Below are 25,675 nucleotides of genomic sequence, written 5' to 3'. Positions count from 1 at the left end.
AGTGTATCGCAGAATGTGCGTTCGCAGGATCGTTCTATCGGCGTGCCTCATCGCGTTGATGAAAAGGAGACGACGATCTGAATGTTATTGCTGGTCTTTATGCGTTTCTCATCCTTGCTGCTTATCGGTTTGCACTTCGGGACTTGCCACGTTTTTTGAGGCGAGAAATGCTACCCTGAGGGGTAACAGCTTCATTACTATAGTGAGTCGATAGATGACAGAACATGCTATTTTTCAGTTGAGTGAGCAGGTTGGCGAACGATTGAAATCCCGCGGCGCGCACGTGACCTGCGCAGAGTCCTGCACAGGGGGCGGGCTGGCGAAGGTGATTACTGATGTCTCGGGCAGTTCCGCGTGGTTTGACTACGGTTTTGTGACCTACAGCAATCGGGCCAAAGAGGTACTGGTCGGCGTCAAGTCGGAAACACTGGCGGAGTATGGAGCGGTCAGCGGCGAAGTGGTTGAAGAAATGGCCTCAGGCGCACTGGATAAAGCCGATGCGGATTATGCCATTTCTATCAGCGGTGTCGCCGGACCGGATGGCGGTACCCCCGAAAAACCGGTCGGCACCGTATGGTTTGGCTTCGCCGCAAGACAAGACAAGGGGTTCGTCCGCAGAATGCAGTTCGACGGCGATCGTAACAGTGTCCGCCAACAAGCGGTCCAGTTTGCGTTGGAAACGCTGCTGAATACTTTTCTGCAAAATTAACCTTGATGCTGTATGAGTGTACAGTATAATGTCCGTCACCCGTTCGGTGAATCATGAACAAGCAACAGCGCAGATGCAGCCTCGTGCTGCGAGACAGGAGTAGAAATGGCTATTGATGAGAACAAACAAAAGGCACTAGCAGCAGCACTGGGTCAAATCGAAAAGCAATTCGGTAAAGGTTCTATCATGCGTTTGGGCGAAGATCGCTCAATGGATGTTGAAACTATCTCTACAGGTTCCCTGTCCCTGGATATCGCGCTGGGCGTCGGCGGTTTGCCTATGGGCCGTATCGTTGAAATCTACGGGCCGGAATCCTCAGGTAAAACCACGCTAACGCTGCAGGTGATTGCCGCCGCTCAGCGTAAAGGCAAAACCTGTGCCTTCATTGATGCGGAACATGCGCTGGACCCTATCTACGCGAAGAAACTGGGCGTTGATATCGACAATCTGCTGTGTTCCCAGCCGGATACGGGCGAGCAGGCGCTGGAAATCTGTGACGCGCTGGCGCGCTCCGGCGCGGTCGATGTCATTATCGTTGACTCCGTAGCGGCATTAACGCCGAAAGCGGAAATCGAAGGTGAAATCGGCGACTCTCACATGGGGCTTGCCGCGCGAATGATGAGCCAGGCGATGCGTAAGCTGGCAGGCAACCTGAAACAGTCCAGTACGCTGCTGATTTTCATCAACCAGATCCGTATGAAGATTGGTGTGATGTTTGGTAACCCAGAAACGACGACTGGCGGTAACGCGCTGAAATTTTACGCTTCAGTACGATTGGATATCCGCCGTATTGGCGCTATTAAAGATGGCGACGAAGTTGTGGGTAGTGAAACCCGTGTGAAAGTGGTGAAAAACAAAGTTGCCGCGCCGTTCAAACAGGCAGAATTCCAGATTATGTACGGTGAAGGTATCAACACCTTTGGCGAACTGGTCGACCTTGGCGTTAAGCACAAGCTGATTGAAAAGGCGGGTGCCTGGTACAGCTACAACGGTGAGAAGATTGGTCAAGGTAAGGCCAATGCATGTAACTTCATCCGTGAAAACACTGCGATCGCGAACGAGCTGGATAAAAAGCTACGTGACATGTTGCTCAATAAAGGCAATGAGTCGGCCGTAGCGGCTGCCAGCAGCGAAGCGGGTCTTGATGAAGAAACAGCAGGTGAGTCCAAAGAAGATTTTTAATCAGTTCATTATGTTAGCTAGCAGCAGCCATACAACTATCAAGGTCACGCATGTCTAAAATATTGCGTTATGCCATGAATGTGTTGGCGGTCCGCGACCACAGTGAAACCGAGTTACGCCGCAAAATTGCGGCGTTCTTGTATTCCCCGTCAGAAGAAAATGGCGATGATTCCATTGCCGTTACTCAGGAAATTGAACAGGCCGTTGCCTATTGCGCCGAGTATGGTTGGCTCGACGACCAACGATTCGCTCAACGTTACATTTCTAGCCGGAGCAGGAAGGGGTATGGCGCTCAGAGAATTCGCAGCGAGTTGAGTCAAAAAGGCGTGGACAAATCCACGCAAATCCAGGCATTACGTCGCAGTGACGTCGACTGGTATCAATTGGCTCAGCAGGTTGCTGAGCGTAAGTTTGGTCATCCTCTCCCCTTAGAATGGAAAGAAAAAGCGAAAGTTCAGCGTTACCTCTTGTATCGCGGTTTTTCGCATGATGAAATCCAATCTCTATATACGAATTTTTCAGATTGAATGCATGCGGGATTTTACTTCCCTCCTGAGAAAATTTATCTTATTCCCACTTTTTAGTTCGTGATGGGTTCGATCATGTCGGTATGTTGCACGGATCGAACCCGCGACCATTCTTTTAGCTTGATTTCAGGACAATTATGAGCAAGAGCACCGCTGAGATCCGTCAAGCGTTTCTCGATTTTTTCCACAGTAAGGGACACCAGATTGTCCCCAGTAGCTCCCTAGTACCTAATAACGATCCAACACTGTTATTTACGAATGCGGGGATGAACCAGTTTAAGGACGTATTTCTTGGTCTGGATAAGCGTAGCTATTCGCGCGCGACTACGTCTCAGCGTTGCGTGCGTGCCGGTGGGAAACATAACGATCTCGAAAACGTAGGTTATACCGCACGTCATCACACTTTCTTTGAAATGCTGGGTAACTTTAGCTTCGGCGACTACTTCAAGCATGAAGCTATCCGCAACGCCTGGGAATTACTGACCGGCGAGCAGTGGTTCAATCTGCCTAAAGAAAAGCTATGGGTGACCGTCTACGCGACGGATGACGAAGCCTTCAATATCTGGGCTGACGAAATTGGCGTTCCGCGCGAGCGCATCATTCGTATTGGCGACAACAAAGGCGCGCCCTATGCGTCAGATAACTTCTGGCAGATGGGCGATACGGGGCCATGCGGCCCATGTTCCGAAATCTTTTACGACCACGGCGACCACATCTGGGGCGGACCTCCAGGCTCTCCGGAAGAAGACGGCGACCGCTATATCGAGATTTGGAACCTGGTGTTCATGCAGTTTAACCGTCAGGCCGACGGCACCATGCTGCCTCTGCCCAAGCCTTCGGTGGATACCGGCATGGGGCTGGAACGTATTTCAGCGGTACTGCAGCATGTGAACTCCAACTACGAAATCGATCTGTTCAAAACACTGATCGCTGACGTGGCGAAAGTCATTGGTACAGACGATCTTGATAATAAATCGCTACGTGTCATTGCCGATCATATTCGTTCTTGTGCTTTCCTGATCGCAGATGGCGTCATGCCGTCCAATGAAAACCGCGGTTATGTGTTGCGCCGTATCATTCGACGCGCCGTACGTCACGGCAATATGCTGGGCGCCAAAGATACCTTCTTCTATAAGTTAGTGGCGCCGCTGATTAGCGTTATGGGGCCGGCCGCAGAAGACTTGAAACGTCAGCAAGCGCTGGTCGAACAGGCGTTGAAGAATGAAGAAGAGCAGTTTGCTCGGACGCTGGAACGTGGGTTGGCACTGCTGGACGAAGAGATTAATGGCCTGCAGGGCGATACGTTGGATGGCGAAGCGGCTTTCCGTTTGTACGACACTTACGGCTTCCCGCTGGATTTGACCGCGGATGTGTGCCGTGAGCGCAATATCAAGGTCGATGAAGAAGGCTTTGAGCGGGCGATGGACGCGCAGCGCCAGCGAGCTCGTGAAGCGAGCGGCTTTGGCGTGGATTATAACAGCCAGATCCGCGTCGATACGGCCACTGACTTCTGCGGCTACGAAAACACAGCAGGCAATGCCAGCATTATTGCGCTTTACCGTGAAGGTCAATTGGTCGATGAAATTCATGCCGGTGAAGATGCCGTGGTCATTTTGGACAACACGCCGTTCTACGGTGAGTCCGGTGGTCAGGTGGGGGACCGGGGTGAACTGAAAACGACCGATGCGCGTTTCGTGGTGGAAGATACCCAGAAATATGGTCAGGCTATTGGTCATATCGGTAAACTCAGCCATGGTACGCTGAGAATTAATGGTACTGTGAATGCCGTTGTTGACCAGGCGCGTCGCGATCGTATTCGTCTGAACCACTCTGCGACGCATCTGCTGCATGCGGCACTTCGTCAGGTGCTGGGTGAGCATGTCGCTCAGAAAGGTTCATTGGTTAATGACCGTCATCTGCGTTTCGACTTCTCGCATACGGAAGCCATGAAACCGGAGCAGATTCGCCAGGTTGAAGATATTGTCAATGCTCAGGTTCGTCGCAATTTGCCGATCGAAACCGAAGTGATGGCGATTTCAGAGGCGAAGTCAAAAGGCGCTATGGCGCTCTTTGGCGAAAAGTACGATGACCATGTTCGTGTGCTGACAATGGGTGACTTCTCGATAGAGTTGTGCGGCGGCATCCATGCCAGCCGCACGGGCGACATCGGCCTGTTCCAAATTGTGTCGGAATCAGGCACTGCTGCGGGTATTCGCCGTATCGAAGCCGTGACGGGCGAGAATGCCATCAACGCACTGCATCGTCAGAGCGATGTATTGCAGGAAGTGACCGCACTGGTTAAAGGCGATAGCAATAATCTGGCGGAAAAAGTACGTTCTGTCATCGATCGCACGCGTACGCTGGAAAAAGAATTACAGCAGTTGAAAGCGCAGCAGGCAGCACAAGAAAGTTCCTCTTTGGCAGGCAAAGCGAAAGAGGTGAAAGGCGTGAAACTGCTGGTTGTCCAGTTGGATAACGTTGAGCCCAAGATGCTGCGTACGATGGTCGATGACCTGAAAAACCAGTTGGGGTCAGCGATTATCGTTCTGGCTACGACAGCCGAAGGTAAGGTCAGCCTTATCTCCGGAGTGACGAAAACGTTGACCAGCAAGGTGAAAGCTGGGGAGCTCATCGGCTTTGTCGCCAGTCAGGTTGGCGGTAAGGGCGGTGGTCGGCCTGATATGGCCCAGGCCGGAGGCAGTGACGTTAACGCCCTGCCAGCGGCTCTGGAGAGCGTTGAAGCCTGGGTGGTTGATAAGCTATAACTAATTTATCAATGTTATCTAGACATACGTCGTAACCTTTAACAGTTTTGGCGCCTTGGGCTTGCGGAAACGGACGAACGCAAGCCAGATGGAGTTTACCGGCCCTTTGAAAACCGGGGCCTGTGAGACCTTCCATCTGGCTGTGATAACAAAAATCGCAAGCTGTCTTATATCGACTAGACTGAACATTAGTAACAACTATGAGTGGGATGATGAACAATCATCATCTGGGTTTACGTTTTCTTGGCCCATGACGGATAATGGTGAGAAAATGAAGGGGCCTGACTCTTTATAATCTTTTCAAGGAGCAAAGAATGCTTATTTTAACTCGTCGAGTTGGCGAAACCCTCATGATCGGCGATGAGGTTACGGTTACTGTACTGGGAGTAAAGGGCAATCAGGTACGCATTGGTGTCAACGCGCCCAAAGAGGTCTCCGTTCACCGCGAAGAGATTTATCAGCGAATTCAGGCAGAGAAGTCTCAGCCAACATCGTATTAATTGACAATGCGTCTCGCAAAACGAGGCGCCATTGCTTCTATCGCTCGTTTTAGTCGTATTTCCCGTTTTTCCCGTTTTTCCCATCTAAGTTCCGCATTTGTTTCTTCATGCTAGCGAGCATGATAAGCAATTGTTTTTCTGTTGATAAAATACACGTTGTGTTGCCAATCTGTACGTATTGACCGCGAAGTGTGCAAACAAACAGGGTGAGGGAAAAATTGTTTGACTTATAAGTCGTGGAAAGTAATATGTGCGCCACGCAGTACCGGTGAGCACGAAACGAAAGATGAGTTGAGTATCACTGGTGATGTTAGGTGAGGTGGCCGAGAGGCTGAAGGCGCTCCCCTGCTAAGGGAGTATGCGGTCAAAAGCTGCATCGAGGGTTCGAATCCCTCCCTCACCGCCATTAATTGATAATGCATCCGTAGCTCAGCTGGATAGAGTACTCGGCTACGAACCGAGCGGTCGGAGGTTCGAATCCTCCCGGATGCACCATCACTACTGTTTCATCCTCTGTTTTCAAAATTCTTAGCGCACCATTCTGATATGCATCCGTAGCTCAGCTGGATAGAGTACTCGGCTACGAACCGAGCGGTCGGAGGTTCGAATCCTCCCGGATGCACCATCTTCTTTCTTAGATTTATTTTCCCCTTTATCTTCTTGTTTCTCTGCCTGAGTTCTTCATTTTCTCCAGCGCTGTATCACGCTTCCCATTAGTTCTCTTCCTCCGGTTTCTTACAATCACCATAATGGCCTGTTTTTTATATGGTTATTGAATAAGCGACAAGTTTTTGACTTTGCGCTAAAGTAGATATCCTTTTTTTAAAGTGCCATGGAGGCAAGATGTACGATCGCTATCTGGGCCTCATATTCGATATGGATGGCACTATTCTGGATACCGAGCACACTCACCGTCTGGCCTGGAGACAGGTGCTTGCGCGGCGGGGAGTGGAGTATGATCCAGCGCCTCTTGTGTCACTCAATGGCGCGCCAACCTGGCGTATCGCCGAATTTATCATTGCCAGACATCAGCTCGAACTCGATCCTCACCAACTCGCAGAAGAAAAAACTTCGCTAGTGATGGAAATGTTGCTGGATGCCGTCAGACCGTTGCCGCTGATGGACGTGGCGAAGCATTATCACGGCCGGCGGCCAATGGCGGTTGGAACAGGAAGTCGACATGCGATGGCGGAACAGCTACTAAGCCATCTTGGGGTCAGACACTATTTTGATGTGATTGTGGGCGCCGACGACGTGGAAAATCATAAGCCGTTCCCCGATACCTTCCTGCGTTGCGCCGAACTGATCCAGGTAGCCCCTCAAGACTGTGTCGTTTTTGAAGATGCCGACTTCGGTATTGAAGCCGCGAGGCGGGCAAATATGGACGTTGTCGATGTCAGAACGTTGTGAATGAAGTCTGGTCTTTCATCTCGCTTTTCGGAAGCAGCTTTCTCAGCGCCACGTTATTACCCGGCAGCTCGGAGGTTGTGCTGGTGTCGCTGTTGGTCGCAAAAACGTCCAGCCCATGGCTTCTGGTCGCTATCGCAACGGCCGGTAACACGCTTGGCGGTTTAACCAATATGATCGTCGGCCGACTCATACCCGAACGCCACGGCGGGGGAGGGCGAGCTATGGCTCAGCGCTGGTTAGAGCGTTATGGTGTTGCTGCGCTATTATTTAGCTGGGTGCCTATCATTGGAGATATGCTCTGCGTCTTGGCGGGCTGGCTACGTTTACCGTGGGGGCGAGCTTCGCTCTGTATTTTTATTGGGAAAACGCTACGTTATCTTGTGCTGTGCTGGATGACGTTACAAGGGGTTGCATGGTGGTCCTAGCCAGTTTTAATCGCGTCGGATGGACGGCATCCGACATCAGTTATGCTAACAACTATTACATATTAACTAACGGGAGGTCGCTTTGATCCCGGACGTATCAGAATCTCTGTCCTGGCTGGAACAACATCCTCAGGCCATCAAGGGAATTCAGCGAGGAATAGAACGCGAAACATTGCGTGTTATGGCCAATGGACATCTGGCGCAGACCGGACATCCGGAAACGTTAGGGGCCGCATTGACGCACTCGTGGATCACCACAGATTTTGCCGAGTCTTTGTTAGAGTTTATTACTCCGGTTGATAAAGATATTCATCATCTGCTGACGTTCCTGCGCGACATTCACCGATATGTCGCTCAGCATCTGGGTGAAGAAAGAATGTGGCCGCTCAGCATGCCGTGCTTCGTCGCCGCGGAAGATGATATTGAACTGGCCCAATACGGCTCATCCAATATTGGACGGATGAAGACGCTGTACCGCGAAGGGCTGAAAAATCGTTATGGCGCTCTGATGCAAACCATTTCCGGCGTGCATTACAATTTCTCTTTGCCGCTATCTTTTTGGCAGCAAAAAGCGGGCGTGGTCGATGAAATCAGCGGTAAGTCCGCGATCTCATCCGGCTATTTTCAGCTGATTCGCAATTATTATCGCTTTGGCTGGGTCATCCCTTACCTTTTTGGCGCCTCCCCAGCTGTCTGCTCTTCGTTCCTGCAGGGGAAAAAATCCTCCATTCCTTTTAAGCGTACGGAAAATGGCCTTTGCTATCTGCCTTATGCCACTTCGCTGCGTCTCAGCGATCTGGGGTATACCAACAAGTCGCAGAGCAATCTGGGCATTACCTTCAACGATCTGGATACGTATGTCGCAGCGCTTAAACAGGCTATTGCCACCCCTTCAGAAGATTATGCTCGACTGGGCGTGAAACGAGATGGTCGCTACCTTCAGCTCAATACCAACGTTCTGCAGATAGAAAACGAATTGTATGCGCCAATCCGCCCTAAACGTGTCACGCGCTCGGGAGAGAAGCCCTCAGATGCTTTGCTGCGTGGTGGCGTCGAGTACATCGAGGTCAGATCGCTCGACATTAACCCCTTTTCCGCCACGGGTGTCAGTGAAGAGCAGGTGCGCTTCCTCGACCTATTTCTGATTTGGTGCGCACTGGCCGATGCGCCGGATATGAGCAGTGAAGAGCTGCAATGTACTCGTAAAAATTGGAATCGCGTTATTCTTGAAGGGCGTAAGCCCGGACAAACCATCGGGATGGGCTGTGATTCGCGGCAGCAGCCGTTGGCTGAAGTCGGGCGCGAGCTGTTTGCCGATTTACGTCGGGTAGCGGAATTGCTGGATAAAGAGCATGATGAACCTTGTTATCAGCAGGTCTGTGATAACCTAGTCGCCCAGTTTGACGATCCAGAAAGCACGTTCTCAGGCCGATTGTTGAAAATGATGCTTGAAGAAGGGAGTGGAGGCGTCGGTTTGGCGCTGGCGGCCCAATATCGTGAAACCTTGCGAAAAGAGCCGTTGGAAATCCTGACCGAAAGCCAGTTTATCGCCGAGTCTGAACGCTCATGGCTGCGGCAGCGACAGCTGGAATCTGAAGATAAACAAAGTTTTGACGAGTTTCTTGCCGCGCAATAACAGCGGGTAAAAAAAGAAACGGCCACACCGTAGTGTGGCCAAATAAACATCTCTGTTAATAGGGATGATGATGATAAATGCGCGTCTTTCATATGTTATGACTTGCGCCAAGAAAAAAAGTTTCCTGGAAACCAGAAAAAAACATTTTTTTCGATGAGGAGGTGGCAACATGCCATTACTAGATAGCTTTACTGTCGATCATACGCGTATGGCAGCCCCTGCGGTACGGGTCGCAAAAACCATGAAAACTCCTAACGGCGATACCATCACGGTCTTCGACCTGCGTTTCTGCCGTCCTAACCATGAAATCATGCCGGAACGCGGTATTCATACGTTGGAGCATCTGTTTGCCGGTTTCATGCGCGACCATCTGAATGGTGAAGGGGTCGAGATCATCGATATATCCCCGATGGGATGCCGCACGGGTTTTTACATGAGCCTAATTGGGACGCCGGATGAAGTCCGCGTGGCTAAGGCTTGGAAAGCTTCAATGGAAGACGTTCTGAAAGTGAAAGAGCAGCGGAAGATCCCTGAACTGAACGAGTTCCAGTGCGGTACTTATGATATGCACTCCTTGACCGAAGCGCAGGATATTGCTCGCCACATCCTGGAGCACGATGTTCGGGTCAATAAGAATGATGAGCTGGCCTTGCCTAAAGACAAGCTGGCTGAGCTGCATATCTGACAGCCTTGAGAAAAAAAGAGAGCATAGCGCTCTCTTTTTTGTGTCTGAAACGTAAGTTTAATGAACGAGAAAAGGATTAATCATACGGCTGCCGAAATAGGACAGCGTCAACAGCAGCGCTCCTATGAGGTTGAAGTAAACCACACGGCGACCCCTCCAGCCTTCATGGTAGTGCCCCCACAGCAGCAGAATATAGACGAACCAGGCTAGCAAAGAGAACAGCGCCTTGTGGAGATTCTCTTTATTGTTGAGCAAGTCGCTCATGTAAAACATCCCGGTGCACAATGTCAGCGTCAGTAGAATCACCCCGACCTGAGTGATGTGGAACATCTTGCGTTCAATGCTGAGCAGCGGCGGCATATCCGACGTAAATCCCAACATTTTATTCTTCAACATGTAGTCCAGAGACGCCATTTGCAGCGCGTACAGCGCGGCAATCATCAGCGTGGCGTAGGCGAACAGCGCCAGGCCGATATGCACCATCAACCCAGGTTCATTTTCGAGATGAGTGATGAATTCACCCGGCATAAACGTCGCGAATGCCAGGTTTATTAGCGCGAAAGTATAGACAACGGGCAGCAGAAACCAGCCGCGATTGCGTGTGGCGACGAAGGTCATGACCGAACAGATCATCAGACTGACTAGCGAGCCGATGTTGAGCAGGCTCAGATTCTGCCCGGCGTAGACATCAAAGATGCGTTGATAGAGCGCCACGGCATGACAGGCAAGCGCGAGCACCGCGGAAGCGACTGCCAACCGACGAAAGGCGCTGTTCTTTTTCAACAGGCTGGGAACAATCAGCCCCAGGCTGAGCGAATAGGCCGCTAAAGCCACGATGGCGAAAACAGACATAGCGTTAGATTATTTAATACCGACAGAGTAATAAGGACGGCCAGTATAGCCTTAGTCATTACGGCCCACCAACCTGTTATCCGTAAACACGCGCGGAGATTGCCGCCGCTTTCGTGTTATAATCCCCACCGTTCACGTCGCGATAGCGGCCAGTTTACGTTGAGCAGAGCTATGTTTGAAAATCTAACCGATCGACTATCGCGCACTTTGCGCAACATCAGCGGCCGTGGCCGACTGACTGAAGAGAATATTAAAGAGACGCTGCGCGAAGTTCGCATGGCGTTACTTGAAGCCGATGTGGCACTGCCTGTGGTGCGTGATTTCATCAATCGCGTCAAAGAGCGGGCTGTCGGCCACGAGGTAAATAAAAGCCTGACGCCGGGGCAGGAGTTCGTCAAGATCGTTCAGAACGAACTGGTTTCCTCCATGGGCGAGGTTAATGCCGAGCTGAATCTGGCGGCGCAGCCTCCTGCCGTTGTCCTGATGGCGGGTTTGCAAGGTGCGGGTAAAACGACCAGCGTCGGTAAGCTGGGTAAGTTCCTGCGCGAAAAGCAGAAGAAAAAAGTGCTGGTGGTTTCAGCGGACGTGTATCGCCCTGCGGCGATCAAGCAGCTGGAAACGTTGGCGCAGACGGTTGGGGTCGACTTTTTCACTTCCGACGCCGGTCAAAAGCCGGTTGATATCGTCAATCAAGCGTTAAAACATGCCCAACTGCAGTTTTATGATGTGCTGCTGGTAGATACCGCGGGTCGACTGCACGTTGATGACGCGATGATGGATGAGATCAAGCAGGTCCATGCAGCATTAAATCCCGTGGAAACTCTGTTTGTGGTCGATGCCATGACGGGGCAGGATGCGGCGAACACGGCGAAAGCGTTTAACGAAGCGCTGCCGCTGACCGGTGTGATCCTGACTAAAATCGACGGTGACGCCCGTGGCGGTGCGGCGCTGTCTATCCGCCATATCACTGGCAAACCGATCAAATTTCTCGGCGTCGGTGAAAAAACGGAGGCGCTGGAGCCGTTCCACCCGGATCGTATCGCGTCCCGTATTCTGGGAATGGGTGACGTCCTGTCCCTGATCGAAGAGCTGGAAACCAAGGTCGACCGCACCCAAGCCGAGAAGCTGGCGAAAAAGCTGAAAAAGGGCGACGGGTTTGACCTGACCGACTTCCTAGACCAGCTCAAGCAGATGCGCAACATGGGCGGCATGGCCAGCATGATGAGCAAGCTGCCTGGTATGGGCCAACTGCCGGATAACGTCAAGTCACAGATGGATGACAAGGTTCTGGTGCGTATGGAAGCCATCATCAACTCCATGACGCAGAAAGAGCGCGCTAAACCTGAAATTATCAAGGGATCACGCAAACGCCGTATCGCTATGGGTTCAGGCATGCAGGTGCAAGACGTCAATCGGCTGCTGAAGCAGTTCGACGACATGCAGCGCATGATGAAGAAGATGAAAAATGGCGGTATGGCGAAAATGATGCGCGGAATGAAAGGTATGATGCCACCGGGCTTTCCGGGGCGCTAACGTCCGATGTTTTACCGCGGCGTAGAAAGTATTCGGGGATGAAACACGCTTTAGATTGCTTTTTACGCCAAAATGAGTAAAATTTTCGGGCTTTTTATATGACACTGGGCCCCGTTCCTCGATGGGGCCCGGTTGTTTTATTCACTAAAGAGGATGTTATGGTAACTATTCGTTTGGCACGTGGCGGCGCTAAAAAACGCCCGTTCTACCAAGTCGTCGTGACCGATAGCCGCAATGCGCGCGACGGTCGTTTTATTGAGCGTGTAGGTTTCTTCAACCCGATCGCAACCGGTCAGGCCGAAGCACTGCGTCTGGACCTGGATCGTATCGAGCACTGGGTTGGCCAGGGCGCTACCGTTTCTGATCGCGTTTCTGCGCTGATCAAAGACGCTAAAAAAGCAGCATAACCTGTTGCGGTGGTGACAATGAGCAAGCAGCTTAGCCCTCAAGCCCCGAAAAACCCGGTAGTTCTCGGGAAAATGGGGTCTACGTATGGCATCAGAGGTTGGCTCAGAGTGTTTTCCTCCACCGAAGATGCCGAAAGTATTTTTGACTATCAGCCCTTGTATCTCCGGAATAAAGGCGGTTTGCAGCTCATCGAAATAGAGAGCTGGAGGCACCATAATCAGGACCTGATCATCAAGATCAAAGATGTTGAAGATCGGGATGCCGCGAATCTGTTGACCAATTGCGAGATTGTTGTCGACGTCTCTCAGCTTCCTGAGCTGGATGAGGGTGATTATTACTGGAAAGATCTTATTGGCTGTGAAGTCGTAACCGTCAACGGTTACGGGCTGGGCAAAGTCATCGATATGATGGAAACCGGTTCGAACGACGTGATGGTGGTAAGAGCTAACCTGAAAGATGCTTACGGGGTCAAGGAGCGGTTAATTCCGTTCCTGACAGAGCAGGTGATCAAGCATGTTGACCTCTCTACTCATCGTATTGAAGTAGATTGGGATCCTGGTTTTTGATCTCCGTACAACGCGCAGTAACGGGTGGAACGATGCTATGTGGATTGGGGTAATCAGCCTGTTTCCAGAAATGTTCCGCGCCATTACTGATTATGGAGTCACTGGCCGGGCAGTAAAAAATGGCCTGCTGAGCGTAGAATATTGGAGTCCGCGAGACTTCACCTACGACCGGCATCGCACCGTGGACGATCGCCCTTATGGCGGTGGCCCCGGGATGCTGATGATGGTGCAGCCTTTGCGGGATGCGATTCATGCAGCTAAAGCAGCGGCAGGCGAAGGCGCTCGGGTGATTTATCTGTCACCACAGGGCCGCAAATTAGATCAGCAAGGCGTACGTCAACTTGCCACAAATGAGAAGATGATTCTGGTCTGTGGAAGGTACGAGGGGATTGACGAGCGCGTAATCAAAACCGAAGTCGACGAAGAGTGGTCTATCGGTGATTATGTACTCAGTGGCGGCGAACTGCCGGCAATGACGCTGATTGACTCTGTTTCCCGGTTTATCCCGGGCGTGCTGGGTCATGAAGCTTCCGCAGAAGAAGACTCTTTTGCGGATGGGTTGCTGGATTGCCCCCATTTCACCCGGCCTGAAGTGTTGACGGGGATGGAAGTGCCGGCGGTTTTACTGTCAGGCAACCATGCTGAAATACGTCGCTGGCGTTTGAAGCAGTCGCTGGGCCGAACCTGGCTTAGAAGACCTGAACTTCTGAAAAGCCTAGCTCTGACTGACGAGCAAACAAGGTTGTTGGCTGAATTCCAACGGGAACATCAGTCACAACAAGAGTATTAGGGGGCCGTGACGGCGCAGTGCCGGGCGAACCCATATATCAGTTTACCTAGGGTAAGAGACATATTATGAGCAACATCATTAAACAGATCGAACAAGAGCAGATGAAGCAAGACGTACCTTCATTCCGTCCGGGTGATTCCGTGGAAGTGAAGGTATGGGTCGTTGAAGGTTCTAAAAAACGTCTGCAGGCATTCGAGGGCGTGGTTATCGCTATTCGTAACCGCGGTCTGCATTCTGCATTCACTGTTCGCAAGATTTCTAACGGCGAAGGCGTGGAACGTGTATTCCAGACGCATTCTCCAGTAGTGGATAGCATTACTGTGAAACGCCGTGGTGCCGTACGTAAAGCGAAACTGTACTACCTGCGTGAGCGTGCTGGTAAGTCTGCTCGTATCAAAGAGCGTCTTAACTAAGAACGCGCTTTCGCGACATCCGAAAGTCGTTTTGAATGAGGGGGTGGCCTATATGCCGCCCCTTTTTTTGTATGCAAAAAGCGTTAAATTAACGGGGGTATATCGAATATTCGAGATCTAAGGAGAAATCATGGACAACTTAGAGCAAGTTAACGCTATTCTGGGGAGTCCCTTTGAGGGATTTTTTCGGCCACTACGGCATTTTTCGCCATAGTCGCTCGGCTCTGGCTCATGACTGTTCCTGAAGATCGAAAAGGGTGGGGAGTTATTGAGGGAGTGAAACCCTGGATGATCAGACTGAGCGGAATAAAATGTAGAAAGAAGCTGCTTAAGCCTCCGAGTTGGTTCGATTATGTTGCCGCCGCTATTTTTTTCATTTTGTTTGTTAGCCAGTTAAGTATGATGACTTACGTCATGGGCCGCTATGTTATCAGCGTTCCCCACGACTGGGCGTCATTAACGATGAAGGTGGAAGGGAAAGAGAACTTCCTGTTAACGCTGGATAAAGCTAAGGGGGTAGTCGATCAGCAACCTTGGGAAATCACGCCCACTAACTGTAGGAGCAAATCTTACAACGATATCTCACTTGATTTACACCTTTCTCCCGCGCTGATACGGACCGTATGCGATCACATTGGTATGGAAAGCTCACAGCGTAATATTCAAAAAAAGATCGATGAGACGCGCTATAACAAAGTTTGGTTTATCGTCACTTATCTATATTTCCTGCTGTTTTTTGTTTTCATTCTTGCCTCGATATTCTCAGACATCCTGTTGCGTAAAAAAGCCGTCGCCCACCATGAGAAAGAAAAAGCCATTGCTGAACAGTACTTAACGTAGCCTAGCTGTAGGGGGCAGAGGTTGACTCTCTTTAAACCACGTTATCCACATTCAATGAAAAAACGGTGCCGTTCTTACGCTCAGTTCAAATCGAATTAGCTTGAGAACTCGGTGATGATGATAAATAAAATACAGTTGAGTGTAATTATAAGTTTACATACGGCGACTGGTTGAGGATTTTCTTTTTGTCTTTGAGGCGGTTTTCTTCAACTTCAGTGTCTGACGAGAAAATTGTTCAACTTCCGTCTAGGGTTTTGGGTTGTGTCTGAGCCCCCCCATTTGGTGGTGTTTCTTTTTTATTATATGTTTTTAATGATATTTAAATTTCAATGGGGAGTGATTCAATGCTTTTGGCGTCACCCCTCTTCAGTATGGCAAGGCGTCCCAGGACAGTGAAGGTTTGTCTATGTCGGTGACTGTCCTCAAGAGCGGAGTCTGCCTGGTGTGACACTCCGCTTATAGCGGTAATTATAACTTTACAGAGTGTGGTTTTAAAGATTTACACCCTATGGTAGTGTGTCCCGAGTCATTTCATAACCGCCGCCATTGCATAGGCACAGCATAAGGGACAGGACGATGATCATGCAGAAAGACGCGCTGAATAACGTCAATATCGTTGAAGAGCAGATATTGATTACTCCGGATGAATTAAAGGCGAAGTTTCCCCTGAGTGAAGAAGCTCAGCAGGCGATTTCTCGCTCCCGACAAGCCGTGGCGGATATTATCCACGGCCGCGATAATCGGTTGCTGATTGTGTGCGGTCCTTGTTCCATCCATGACACCGATGCCGCGCTGGAGTATGCCCGCAGGTTACAGGCTCTGTCGGCAGAGCTGAGCGACAGGCTCTATATCGTCATGCGTGTCTATTTCGAAAAGCCCCGGACCACCGTGGGCTGGAAAGGGTTGATCAGCGATCCGCATATGGACGGTTCGTGCGATGTGGAAACCGGGCTGCATGTTGCGCGCGACCTGCTGCTGAAACTGGTGAATATCGGTCTTCCCCTGGCGACGGAAGCGCTGGACCCCAATAGTCCGCAATACCTCGGCGACCTTTTCAGCTGGTCAGCTATCGGAGCGAGAACCACGGAGTCGCAGACTCACCGTGAGATGGCATCCGGGCTTTCCATGCCGGTCGGATTCAAGAATGGCACAGATGGCAGCCTTGGCACCGCTATCAATGCTATGAAGGCCGCCTCGATGGCGCACCGTTTCATGGGGATCAACCAAAGCGGGCAGGTTTGCCTGCTACATACGCAGGGGAATACCGACGGTCATGTTATTTTGCGTGGCGGAAAAAGACCGAACTACAGCGCGGAAGACGTGGCGGAATGCGAAAAACAGATGCGTGATGCGGGACTGAAACCGGCCCTGATGATAGATTGTAGCCACGGAAATTCGAACAAAGATTATCGTCGCCAGCCGCTGGTGGTGGCGTCTGCCGTGGAGCAGCTCAAAGCCGGCAATCGGTCCATTATCGGCCTGATGCTGGAAAGCCACTTGAATGAAGGCAGCCAGTCTTCCGAACAGCCGCGTTCTCAGATGCATTACGGTGTGTCTGTCACGGATGCCTGCATTAGCTGGGATAAGACCGAATCATTATTGCGATCGGTGCACCAGGACCTTGGCGCGATACGCACCCATCAGTAAGGAGAAGAGTCATGACCGCTGAACTGACCGCGTTACGTGATCAGATTGACGAGGTAGATCAGGCACTATTGGCATTGTTGTCTCGGCGGTTAAAACTCGTCGCAGAAGTGGGCGAAGTCAAAAGTCACTATGGATTACCGATTTATGCGCCAGACCGGGAAGCGGAAATGCTGGCTTCTCGTCGAAAGGAGGCCGAGGCCCTAGGGGTTCCTCCCTCTTTGATTGAAGATGTGCTGCGGCGCGTCATGCGTGAATCCTATTCCAGCGAAAATGACAAAGGGTTTAAAACGTTGAACCCTTCACTGCGGTCGGTCGTCATTATCGGCGGTCGCGGTCAGATGGGACGCATGTTCGATAAAATGCTGACCCTTTCTGGTTACCAGGTCAAAACCCTGGAACAGGAAGACTGGCCTCGGGCGAACGAACTGCTGGCGGATGCGGGAATGGTGATCGTCAGCGTACCCATTCATCTTACCGAACAGGTGATTGCCCAACTGCCGCCGCTGCCGAAGGACTGCCTGCTGGTGGATTTGGCATCGGTCAAAAATGGCCCGCTGCAGGCGATGCTGGCCGTACATCAGGGGCCGGTCGTGGGGCTGCACCCGATGTTCGGGCCGGATACGGGCAGTCTGGCCAAGCAGGTGGTGGTGTACTGCGATGGGCGCCAACCCGAAGCCTATCAGTGGCTGCTGGAACAGATTCGAGTGTGGGGCGCGCGTTTGCATCGCATTAGCGCGGTCGAGCACGATCAAAATATGACCTTCATTCAGGCATTGCGCCATTTCACGACGTTTGTTTACGGGTTACACCTGACGGAAGAGAATGTTCAGATCGAACAATTGCTGGCGCTGTCATCGCCCATATATCGGCTGGAGCTGGCGATGGTGGGGCGGCTGTTTGCACAGGACCCGCAGCTTTACGCGGACATCATCATGTCATCCGGCAACAACTTGGCTTTGATCAAGCGTTATTACGAGCGGTTCGGCAAAGCGATTGCGCTCTTAGAGAATGGTGATAAAGCGGCGTTCATCAATAGTTTTAAGAAAGTGGAGCATTGGTTCGGCGACTATTCTCGTCGCTTTATGAGCGAAAGCCGTACATTGTTACGACAGGCCAACGATATCCGCTAGCCCTTCATCTGCAAGAACACTGCGCCGCCATCTCCTTATGGACATGGCGGCGTTTGCGTTTAACCGCCCAAATCGACCGGGACGACATTTTCGCTAGGGTAGCAGCCGAGGACTTTCAGCGAACGAGTGATCGCCGTGAGTTCATTGATGGCTTTCTGCATCGGCTTGCTGCGCAGGTTTGCCTGGACATCAATGTAAAACATCTCTTCCCACGGGTTGCCGTGGATAGGACGAGACTCCAGTTTGGTCATGATAATGCCTTGATCCCGCAGAACCTGTAATGCTTCGACCAGCGCGCCGGATTGCTGGCCGGTCGCCATAATTAACGTGGTTTTAGCCGGAACCTGTTCTGCAACGTCGATTTGCTTGCGAGCCAATACGATGAAGCGGGTGTAGTTTTGGGTCTGGTTCGCCAGGTTGTGCTCCAGCACCTGCAGATTGTAAAGCGTACCTCCGGCCTCACTCCCTAGCGCCGCGGCGTGAGGGGAGTTCAGCTCGGCCACTTTCGCCATCGCGGCGGCGCTGCTTTCGCAATACTCGATTTTCCAGTGGGGGAAGCGATTGATAAAATGGCTGCATTGCTGGAAAGGCTGAGGATGGCTATAAACGGTTTGGATCTGGTCAAGCTGAGTGTCTGTAGCCACCAACACGCAGTGGTCGATCGGGTTGGAAAGTTCGCCCACGATCGACAATCCTGTGTGTTGCAGCAGATCGTAGACGTCGTTAATCGATCCTGAACTGGTGTTTTCGATCGGTAAAACGCCGTAATCTGCGTGGCCATTCTCAACCGTGGTGAAAATATCCTGAAACTTCTGGCAGCCGCATTCGATGATCTGATCGAAGTGACGCGCGGTGTATTGACGTGCGGCCAGGTGGGAATAGGAGCCTTTAGGGCCGAGGAACGCCACACGAGCCGAGAGTGCGCCGGTTTGATTCAGGTGCTGTTGGAGCAAAGCCTGCTGGGTCAGTACGGAGTCCTCGATGATCAGCTGGAACAGCCGGGTGATGTAGTGACCATCGAGTTGATACTTCTTGCCCGCTTCTACCAGGCGCGCCAGCAGGTCGCGTTCACGCTCTTTGTCTCTGATAGGACGATGCGTGGTTTGCTTAGCGCGGGCAACGTCCAGAGCCAACGCTCGTCGTTGAGCCAGAAGCTCCAGCAACTGTAAATCCAGCGCGCTGATGCGGTCGCGCAGTGCTAATAATGGATTGTCGGTCATTTTGCTTTACCCTGTTTGCTGTCCAGAACAAAAAAAAGCCTCCTGTTTTCAGGAGGCTTTTTGTTCGTCTTCGTATTCTTACTCACACGACCAAGCGCCCCCCCTGCGGGGGAAGAAAAAGAAGAATACGAAGAACAATGAGTGGTGTGTCATCGATGAAATCCTGATGGTTGATAGGGCTAGGTTAACGACTGCCTTTTCATCCTGTCAATAAAAAACGCGCCTTTCGGCGCGTTAACAACATCGACGGTAGGGAAGACGGGAATTACTCTTCCGGGGTTGGCAGCGGCGCGATGTCTTTGAGGCAGGTGTCTGCACGGCGCGCTTCGCCTTTATGCTGAACCTTATTCAACTGTCGTTCGAGCTTGGCGATGAGTTCGTTGACCGCAACATACATGTCTTCATGTTTTGCGCTTGCGACTAGCGGTCCGTTCGGTGTGCCAATGGTGGCATCAGCGACAAAGCCTTTGGGTTCTTTCGACAGGATAATGTGTGGGTTGATTAGGTTGGTTTGCCACTTGTCCAGCTTGGTGAGACGGTCTTCGACATGTTTGCGTATTGCCGGGGTGATATCCATTTGCTTACTGGTAATGTTGATAGTCATAAACGTTTACCTCTCTGCCTTGTCCGTCTTGGATAATTTCAGCATACCCCGAGATGGCTAAAATGGCAGGGTTTTGAGTCTTTTTTTTGTCATATATCGGAATGGTCGTGTAATTTGTGAGCGACTTTTGGAATTACGGCCGCAAGCCTTGTCAGTGATGGGGCGTTATGCCAATCTTTTCAATATTTGCCGCCTGACATTGCCTTGCCTAATAGGCATTGGGCATAAAAAAGGCAGCCTAAGCTGCCGTTGTGCAATCCTTTCAAACGCATTCGATCAGGCTTGATTAGCCGAGATCAGCTTAGCGACTTTGTCGGCCTCTCCGGTCAACTGCATCTGGCGATAAGCATTTTCCATCAGCGGCAGAGCCGTACGCGTGGCCTGCGTATCCGGGTAGTCTTTCAGCATCTGCTCAACACGATTAACCACCGCGACATAAGCGCCGCGTTTCGTGTAATATTGCGCGACCGAAAGTTCATACTTCGCCAAACGCTCTTTCAGAAACGCCAGACGTTTGCCGGCATCGGTCACATACAGGCTGCGAGGATAGCCCTCCGCCAGTTGGCTGAACGCCTTGAAGGCGGCGCGAGCATACTGCGGATCGCGGTCTGAACGATCTACACCGAAGAAACCCTGCAATGCACTGTCATCTAACGCCATGTTGGTTAATCCGCGCATGTACAACACGTAATCCACATTGGGACTCGTGGGGTTCAGACGCAGGAAACGGTCGATGGATGCCTGAGCTAACGGTAACTCAGCAGATTTATAGTAGGCGTAGATCAGGTCAAGCTGAACCTGCTGGGAATAAGGGCCGAATGGATAACGGTTATCCAACGCTTCCAACTGCGTAATGGCTGCCTTAAAGTTGCCCTCCTGCAATTTCTCCTGCGCGGTGGCGTAAAGCTCGGCAGGTGGACGGTCTGGAACCGCATCCTTGGTGCTGGAACAACCCGCCAGCACCAGGCTCAACGTGGCAGCAGCCACCAGATATTTCATACGCGTCATGACGTTTTGATTATCCTCAGAGTGTTTTTTTACGGGAAACTGTCCGTTAAGCTCCCGATGAAGACCAGCTACAATGGTACATGATTTTATACGGCATCGCCGTTAAAACCCAACGTAAAAGAAGCGGCATACTATGGCACAACAAGTACAACTCACCGCAACGGTGGCCGAATCGCAACTCGGACAACGTTTAGATCAGGCTTTAGCCGAATTGTTCCCTGATTATTCACGTTCTCGCTTAAAAGAGTGGATTCTGGACCAGCGCGTGCAGGTGAATGGCACCGTGATTGATAAACCTAAAGAGAAGGTGCTGGGAGGCGAAACGATTGCCGTCGACGCGTTGATCGAAGAGGAAGCCCGTTGGGAACCTCAGGCGATCCCGCTGGATATCGTCTATGAAGATCAGGATATTCTGGTCATCAACAAGCCGCGAGGCCTGGTCGTCCATCCGGGCGCGGGCAATCCGGACGGCACCGTGCTGAATGCGCTGCTTCATTATTGTCCCGAGATTGTCGATGTGCCGCGTGCCGGCATTGTGCATCGACTGGATAAAGACACCACCGGGCTGATGGTGGTCGCCAAAACCGTGCCGGCGCAGACCCGGCTGGTGGAATCGCTGCAGGCCCGCGAAATCACGCGTGAATATGAAGCCGTGGCGATTGGTAATATGACGGCGGGCGGCATGGTGGAAGAACCTATTGCGCGTCACCCTACGAAACGCACGCACATGGCCGTGCATCCGATGGGCAAACCGGCGGTCACTCATTACCGGATTATGGAGCATTTCCGTGCTCATACCCGGCTCAGACTCCGTCTGGAAACGGGGAGAACCCACCAGATTCGCGTTCATATGTCCCATATCGCACATCCGCTGGTCGGCGATCCGCTCTATGGCGGCCGTCCCCGTCCCCCGAAAGGCGCATCGGACGAATTCATCAGCGTGCTGCGCGGCTTCGACCGTCAGGCGCTCCACGCCACCATGCTGAGACTGTACCATCCCGTCACCGGTATTCAGATGGAGTGGCATGCAGCGTTACCGCAGGACATGGTGGATTTGGTCGCCGCACTGAAAGCGGATACCGACGAGTTCAAGGATCAACTGGACTGGTGACGACATGCTGATTCAGCCCGACTGGCCCGCGCCAGCGTCCATCCGCTCCTGTTCTACCACGCGTAGCGGGGGAAGCAGCAGCGAACCCTATGCTTCTCTTAATCTCGGCCACCACGTGGGCGATGACATCGCATGCGTGGAGCAAAATCGCCGTCGGTTGGTGGCAGACGCCGAACTCCCTGCTGAGCCGCATTGGCTTCAGCAGGTGCATGGGACTCAGGTCGTCAATCTTGACGACGCATTTCCCGGGACGACGGGGGATGCTGTCTATACCTCCCGTCAAGGCAAGGTCTGTGCGGTGATGACGGCCGATTGTTTGCCGGTGCTGTTTTGTTCGTTGAAAGGGAATGAGGTTGCGGCGGCGCATGCGGGTTGGCGAGGCTTACAGGCCGGTGTGCTGGAACAGACGCTGCAGGCTTTCCGGGCGGCGTCATCGGACATTATGGCGTGGCTCGGTCCCGCTATTGGACCGCAGCAATTTGAGGTCGGCGCTGAGGTGCGGGAGGCGTTCATGGAGAGCGACCCCGCTGCGGCGCACGCGTTTGTCGCGCGTGACGATAAGTACCTGGCCGACATTTTTCAGCTAGCCCGACTGCGACTGCGCGCGGCGGGCGTCACCCGCATTTACGGCGGCGAATACTGCACGGTGGGCCGTCCGCAACACTTCTTCTCCTACCGCCGCGACGGCGTAACCGGTCGGATGGCAAGTTTAATCTGGCTGATATAACCTTCTGAATTAGGACGGTCCAGCGCGTAGAACATTATTCCTACTATTATTACTGACAAATCATCTTGAAAATTTGGGGCTAGGCCTCATCTAATCTCCAGTAGCACATTTGATCAGTACAAATCGGAGGAGTTATGCGTCTGGATCGTCTTACAAACAAGTTCCAGCTTGCCCTCGCTGATGCCCAATCTCTCGCTCTTGGTCGAGACAATCAATTTATCGAACCACTGCATTTAATGAGTGCCCTTTTAAATCAGGAAGGAAGCACGGTCAGCCCGCTGTTAACCGCAGCTGGCGTTAATGTCGCTCAACTGAAACAAGAGATTGAGCAGGCGTTAAGCCGTCTTCCGCAGGTTGAAGGGACGGGGGGCGATGTACAGCCATCCAATGAATTGGTGCGGACATTAAATCTTTGCGACAAGCTGGCTCAGAAAAGGGGTGACACCTTTATATCGTCGGAAATGTTTGTTCTGGCGGCGTTGGAAGCGCGGAGCACGTTGACGGATCTGTTAAAGAACGCCGGCGCAAACATGGATAGCGTGACCAAAGCGATTGACCAAATCCGTGGAGGAGAAAACGTGAACGAACAAGGGGCTGAAGATCAGCGCCAGGCATTGAAAAAATTCACGATTGATTTAACCGAACGAGCCGAGCAGGGCAAGTTGGACCCCGTCATCGGTCGTGATGAAGAAATTCGTCGCACTATTCAGGTGCTTCAGCGCAGAACCAAAAACAATCCGGTACTCATCGGCGAGCCAGGGGTCGGTAAAACGGCCATCGTCGAAGGGTTGGCGCAGCGTATCGTCAACGGGGAAGTGCCGGAAGGGTTGAAGAATAAACGCGTGCTGGCGCTGGATATGGGCTCGCTGGTAGCGGGCGCCAAGTTCCGCGGCGAATTCGAAGAGCGCCTGAAAGGCGTCTTGAATGATCTCTCGAAACAGGAAGGTAGCGTTATCCTGTTTATCGACGAACTGCACACAATGGTCGGCGCGGGTAAAGCCGACGGTGCTATGGATGCGGGCAATATGCTGAAGCCTGCGTTGGCACGCGGTGAGCTGCACTGCGTTGGGGCGACCACGTTGGACGAATATCGCCAGTACATTGAGAAAGATGCTGCATTAGAGCGTCGATTCCAGAAAGTGTTTGTGGCCGAACCGACGGTGGAAGACACCATCGCGATTCTGCGCGGGTTAAAAGAACGCTATGAATTGCATCATCATGTTCAGATCACGGACCCGGCGATTGTGGCTGCGGCGACGTTATCCCATCGTTATGTCGCAGATCGTAAGCTGCCGGACAAGGCGATTGACCTGATCGATGAGGCGGCATCCAGCATTCGTATGCAAATCGACTCGAAGCCTGAGGCGCTGGACCGTTTGGACCGACGCATCATTCAACTGAAGCTTGAACAGCAGGCGTTGAAGAAAGAGTCTGACGACGCCAGCCTGAAACGGCTTGAGATTTTGAATACCGAGCTGGAGGAGAAAGAGCGTGACTACTCTAAGCTGGAAGAGGAATGGAAAGCCGAAAAAGCCTCGCTGACGGGGACTCAGAATATTAAGGCCGCGTTGGAACAGGCCAAAATTGAATTGGAACAGGCGCGCCGTCAAGGCGATTTGGGCCAAATGTCGGAATTGCAGTACGGCAAGATACCTGAGCTGGAAAAACAGCTGGCAGCGGCGACGCAGTCGGAAGGTAAAACCATGCGCCTGCTGCGTAACAAGGTGACGGACACCGAAATCGCTGAAGTGTTAGCGCGTTCTACCGGCATTCCGGTATCAAGAATGCTGGAAGGTGAACGAGAAAAACTTCTGCGCATGGAAGATGAGCTGCATCAGCGGGTGATTGGACAGAATGAAGCGGTGGAAGCGGTGGCGAACTCAATCCGACGTAGCCGCGCCGGCTTGGCCGATCCTAATCGTCCTATTGGTTCGTTCCTTTTCCTGGGGCCGACAGGGGTGGGGAAAACCGAGCTATGCAAAACGCTGGCGAAATTCCTTTTCGATAGCGACGATGCGATGGTGCGCATCGATATGTCCGAATTCATGGAAAAACATTCGGTATCCCGACTGGTGGGGGCGCCCCCGGGATATATCGGTTATGAGGAAGGGGGTTACCTCACGGAAGCGGTGAGACGCCGTCCTTATTCCGTCATTTTGCTGGATGAAGTCGAGAAGGCGCACCCTGATGTGTTCAACATCCTACTGCAGGTGCTGGATGATGGCCGCTTGACAGATGGGCAGGGACGAACGGTGGATTTCCGTAACACGGTGGTCATCATGACGTCCAATCTGGGATCGGACGTGATTCAGGAACGGTTCGGCGAGATGAGCTATAACCAGATGCGCGATATGGTCATGAATGTCGTCAACCACCATTTCCGCCCTGAGTTCATCAACCGTATTGATGAAGTCGTGGTCTTCCATCCGTTAGGCCGGGAACACATCACGTCAATTGCCCAGATTCAGCTGCAGCGTTTGTACCAGCGACTGGAAGAACGGGGCTATAGCGTGACGATTTCTGAACCTGCGTTGGAGATGCTGGGTAAAATCGGGTTCGATCCGGTATATGGCGCCCGCCCATTGAAGCGTGCCATACAGCAACTGATCGAAAACCCGCTAGCGCAGCAAATATTGTCAGGCAAGCTGCTTCCGGGTAAGCCGATTACCCTGGATGTTGATGGTGAGTCTATCGTCGCGCATCAGTAGCGTTAGGCTGTTTCACACAACGAAAAGCCCAGAGTCTTTTATCTCTGGGCTTTTTTGTTGATTAAATACGCATTTCGAGGCTTTAAACCGCACTGGATTGATGTTTTGGTTTAAATGTGAGCGGTCGGTCATTTTTTTGCATTTAGCGCTTGTCAGCCCGAAATAACTCCCTATAATGCGCTCCCACTGACACGGCGCAGCGGACAACGCGACGCGGTGACAGTCGGAGAAAAACGAAGAAAGTCGTTGACTCTGAATGAGGTAAGCGTAGTATACGCG

Annotated in this window: 25 protein-coding genes, 3 tRNA genes and 1 other annotated feature; of the genes, 23 read left to right on the top strand and 5 right to left on the bottom strand. The window is 52.0% G+C overall.

The features are described 5' to 3' along the window. Positions 1 to 214: 214 nt before the first annotated feature. The 12 genes from pncC to luxS all read left to right on the top strand — a co-directional run bounded on the left by pncC (position 215) and on the right by luxS (position 9,839). Complete coding sequence (gene pncC / locus BLU64_RS15155; protein ID WP_026743228.1) at positions 215 to 709, top strand: nicotinamide-nucleotide amidase; 495 nt, start codon at positions 215 to 217, stop codon at positions 707 to 709. A gap of 105 nt (positions 710 to 814) precedes the next feature. Beyond that, positions 815 to 1,891, top strand: a complete 1,077-nt coding sequence (gene recA / locus BLU64_RS15150) for a recombinase RecA (protein ID WP_026743227.1) — start codon at positions 815 to 817, stop codon at positions 1,889 to 1,891. 50 nt (positions 1,892 to 1,941) lie between these two features. Beyond that, complete coding sequence (locus BLU64_RS15145; RefSeq protein WP_026743226.1) at positions 1,942 to 2,418, top strand: regulatory protein RecX; 477 nt, start codon at positions 1,942 to 1,944, stop codon at positions 2,416 to 2,418. Positions 2,419 to 2,555: 137 nt separating this feature from the next. Continuing rightward, positions 2,556 to 5,183 carry an alanine--tRNA ligase gene (gene alaS / locus BLU64_RS15140; protein WP_074729284.1) on the top strand — a complete coding sequence of 876 codons (2,628 nt, stop codon included), beginning with the start codon at positions 2,556 to 2,558 and terminating at the stop codon, positions 5,181 to 5,183. A gap of 314 nt (positions 5,184 to 5,497) precedes the next feature. Then, entirely contained in the window at positions 5,498 to 5,683 is a 186-nt protein-coding gene (gene csrA / locus BLU64_RS15135; protein ID WP_005972168.1) for a carbon storage regulator CsrA, read from the top strand. Positions 5,684 to 5,996: 313 nt separating this feature from the next. Next, positions 5,997 to 6,089, top strand: a tRNA-Ser gene (locus BLU64_RS15130). Between the two features lie 12 nt (positions 6,090 to 6,101). Beyond that, a tRNA-Arg gene (locus tag BLU64_RS15125) sits at positions 6,102 to 6,178 on the top strand. A gap of 53 nt (positions 6,179 to 6,231) precedes the next feature. Next, positions 6,232 to 6,308: transfer RNA gene (locus tag BLU64_RS15120), tRNA-Arg, on the top strand. Between the two features lie 218 nt (positions 6,309 to 6,526). Continuing rightward, complete coding sequence (gene yqaB, locus BLU64_RS15115) at positions 6,527 to 7,093, top strand: fructose-1-phosphate/6-phosphogluconate phosphatase (RefSeq protein ID WP_026743224.1); 567 nt, start codon at positions 6,527 to 6,529, stop codon at positions 7,091 to 7,093. After that, the gene (locus BLU64_RS15110; protein WP_026743223.1) at positions 7,090 to 7,518 is read left to right on the top strand and encodes a YqaA family protein; all 429 of its coding nucleotides are present in this window, start codon (positions 7,090 to 7,092) and stop codon (positions 7,516 to 7,518) included. Before yqaB ends, BLU64_RS15110 begins: the two co-directional genes overlap by 4 nt. Positions 7,519 to 7,600: 82 nt before the next feature. Then, complete coding sequence (gene gshA / locus BLU64_RS15105; protein ID WP_026743222.1) at positions 7,601 to 9,154, top strand: glutamate--cysteine ligase; 1,554 nt, start codon at positions 7,601 to 7,603, stop codon at positions 9,152 to 9,154. A gap of 169 nt (positions 9,155 to 9,323) precedes the next feature. Further along, positions 9,324 to 9,839, top strand: a complete 516-nt coding sequence (luxS, locus tag BLU64_RS15100; RefSeq protein ID WP_026743221.1) for an S-ribosylhomocysteine lyase — start codon at positions 9,324 to 9,326, stop codon at positions 9,837 to 9,839. A gap of 57 nt (positions 9,840 to 9,896) precedes the next feature. On the opposite strand, the gene BLU64_RS15095 is transcribed toward luxS, so the two are convergent. Next, positions 9,897 to 10,691 (bottom strand): cytochrome C assembly family protein, encoded by a 795-nt coding sequence (locus BLU64_RS15095; protein ID WP_026743220.1) that lies wholly within the window; start codon positions 10,689 to 10,691, stop codon positions 9,897 to 9,899. A 171-nt stretch (positions 10,692 to 10,862) separates the two neighbouring features. Here BLU64_RS15095 and ffh point away from each other — a divergent pair, with 171 nt between their 5' ends. The 8 genes from ffh to tyrA all read left to right on the top strand — a co-directional run bounded on the left by ffh (position 10,863) and on the right by tyrA (position 18,018). Further along, positions 10,863 to 12,224, top strand: a complete 1,362-nt coding sequence (gene ffh, locus BLU64_RS15090) for a signal recognition particle protein (RefSeq protein ID WP_074729282.1) — start codon at positions 10,863 to 10,865, stop codon at positions 12,222 to 12,224. A gap of 158 nt (positions 12,225 to 12,382) precedes the next feature. Beyond that, entirely contained in the window at positions 12,383 to 12,631 is a 249-nt protein-coding gene (rpsP, locus tag BLU64_RS15085; RefSeq protein WP_026739736.1) for a 30S ribosomal protein S16, read from the top strand. A gap of 18 nt (positions 12,632 to 12,649) precedes the next feature. After that, the gene (gene rimM / locus BLU64_RS15080) at positions 12,650 to 13,198 is read left to right on the top strand and encodes a ribosome maturation factor RimM (RefSeq protein WP_036153165.1); all 549 of its coding nucleotides are present in this window, start codon (positions 12,650 to 12,652) and stop codon (positions 13,196 to 13,198) included. A gap of 37 nt (positions 13,199 to 13,235) precedes the next feature. Then, complete coding sequence (gene trmD, locus BLU64_RS15075) at positions 13,236 to 13,988, top strand: tRNA (guanosine(37)-N1)-methyltransferase TrmD (RefSeq protein ID WP_026743217.1); 753 nt, start codon at positions 13,236 to 13,238, stop codon at positions 13,986 to 13,988. Between the two features lie 65 nt (positions 13,989 to 14,053). Next, positions 14,054 to 14,401, top strand: a complete 348-nt coding sequence (rplS, locus tag BLU64_RS15070) for a 50S ribosomal protein L19 (RefSeq protein WP_026739733.1) — start codon at positions 14,054 to 14,056, stop codon at positions 14,399 to 14,401. 231 nt (positions 14,402 to 14,632) lie between these two features. Continuing rightward, positions 14,633 to 15,241, top strand: coding sequence for a DUF6216 family protein (locus BLU64_RS15065; RefSeq protein WP_139171520.1), 609 nt, complete (start codon positions 14,633 to 14,635; stop codon positions 15,239 to 15,241). Between the two features lie 582 nt (positions 15,242 to 15,823). Next, the gene (locus BLU64_RS15060; RefSeq protein ID WP_074729334.1) at positions 15,824 to 16,888 is read left to right on the top strand and encodes a 3-deoxy-7-phosphoheptulonate synthase; all 1,065 of its coding nucleotides are present in this window, start codon (positions 15,824 to 15,826) and stop codon (positions 16,886 to 16,888) included. Between the two features lie 11 nt (positions 16,889 to 16,899). After that, positions 16,900 to 18,018, top strand: a complete 1,119-nt coding sequence (gene tyrA / locus BLU64_RS15055; RefSeq protein ID WP_074729278.1) for a bifunctional chorismate mutase/prephenate dehydrogenase — start codon at positions 16,900 to 16,902, stop codon at positions 18,016 to 18,018. Between the two features lie 59 nt (positions 18,019 to 18,077). Here tyrA and pheA read toward each other — a convergent pair whose 3' ends face one another. From pheA to bamD, 3 genes are all read right to left on the bottom strand, one after another. After that, a complete protein-coding gene (gene pheA / locus BLU64_RS15050) occupies positions 18,078 to 19,238 on the bottom strand; it encodes a bifunctional chorismate mutase/prephenate dehydratase (RefSeq protein ID WP_074729276.1) in 1,161 nt (386 codons plus the stop codon). Positions 19,239 to 19,267: 29 nt separating this feature from the next. Next, positions 19,268 to 19,392, bottom strand: a sequence feature (Phe leader region). A 111-nt stretch (positions 19,393 to 19,503) separates the two neighbouring features. Next, positions 19,504 to 19,842 (bottom strand): ribosome-associated translation inhibitor RaiA, encoded by a 339-nt coding sequence (gene raiA / locus BLU64_RS15045; protein ID WP_026743212.1) that lies wholly within the window; start codon positions 19,840 to 19,842, stop codon positions 19,504 to 19,506. Positions 19,843 to 20,118: 276 nt separating this feature from the next. After that, the gene (bamD, locus tag BLU64_RS15040) at positions 20,119 to 20,850 is read right to left on the bottom strand and encodes an outer membrane protein assembly factor BamD (protein ID WP_026739727.1); all 732 of its coding nucleotides are present in this window, start codon (positions 20,848 to 20,850) and stop codon (positions 20,119 to 20,121) included. Positions 20,851 to 20,983: 133 nt separating this feature from the next. Between bamD and rluD the strand changes: the two genes are divergently transcribed. The 3 genes from rluD (at position 20,984) to clpB (ending at position 25,396) form a co-directional block, all read left to right on the top strand. Beyond that, positions 20,984 to 21,961: a 23S rRNA pseudouridine(1911/1915/1917) synthase RluD gene (gene rluD, locus BLU64_RS15030; protein ID WP_074729274.1), complete on the top strand. Its 978-nt coding sequence runs from the start codon at positions 20,984 to 20,986 to the stop codon at positions 21,959 to 21,961. Between the two features lie 4 nt (positions 21,962 to 21,965). Next, on the top strand, positions 21,966 to 22,688 hold the full coding sequence (gene yfiH / locus BLU64_RS15025; RefSeq protein ID WP_026743210.1) for a purine nucleoside phosphorylase YfiH: 723 nt from the start codon (positions 21,966 to 21,968) through the stop codon (positions 22,686 to 22,688). 134 nt (positions 22,689 to 22,822) lie between these two features. Then, a complete protein-coding gene (gene clpB / locus BLU64_RS15020) occupies positions 22,823 to 25,396 on the top strand; it encodes an ATP-dependent chaperone ClpB (protein ID WP_074729272.1) in 2,574 nt (857 codons plus the stop codon). A gap of 12 nt (positions 25,397 to 25,408) precedes the next feature. Here clpB and BLU64_RS17500 read toward each other — a convergent pair. Continuing rightward, positions 25,409 to 25,675, bottom strand: a 267-nt coding sequence (locus BLU64_RS17500; RefSeq protein WP_217630048.1) for a hypothetical protein, incomplete at its 5' end; no start/stop codon positions are given.

The organism is Lonsdalea quercina (genome assembly GCF_900107885.1).
In the GTDB taxonomy this organism is placed as follows: Bacteria; Pseudomonadota; Gammaproteobacteria; order Enterobacterales; family Enterobacteriaceae; genus Lonsdalea; species Lonsdalea quercina.
The sequence above is the reverse complement of the archived record's forward strand: the minus strand, read 5'-3'. Positions and strand labels throughout refer to the sequence as shown.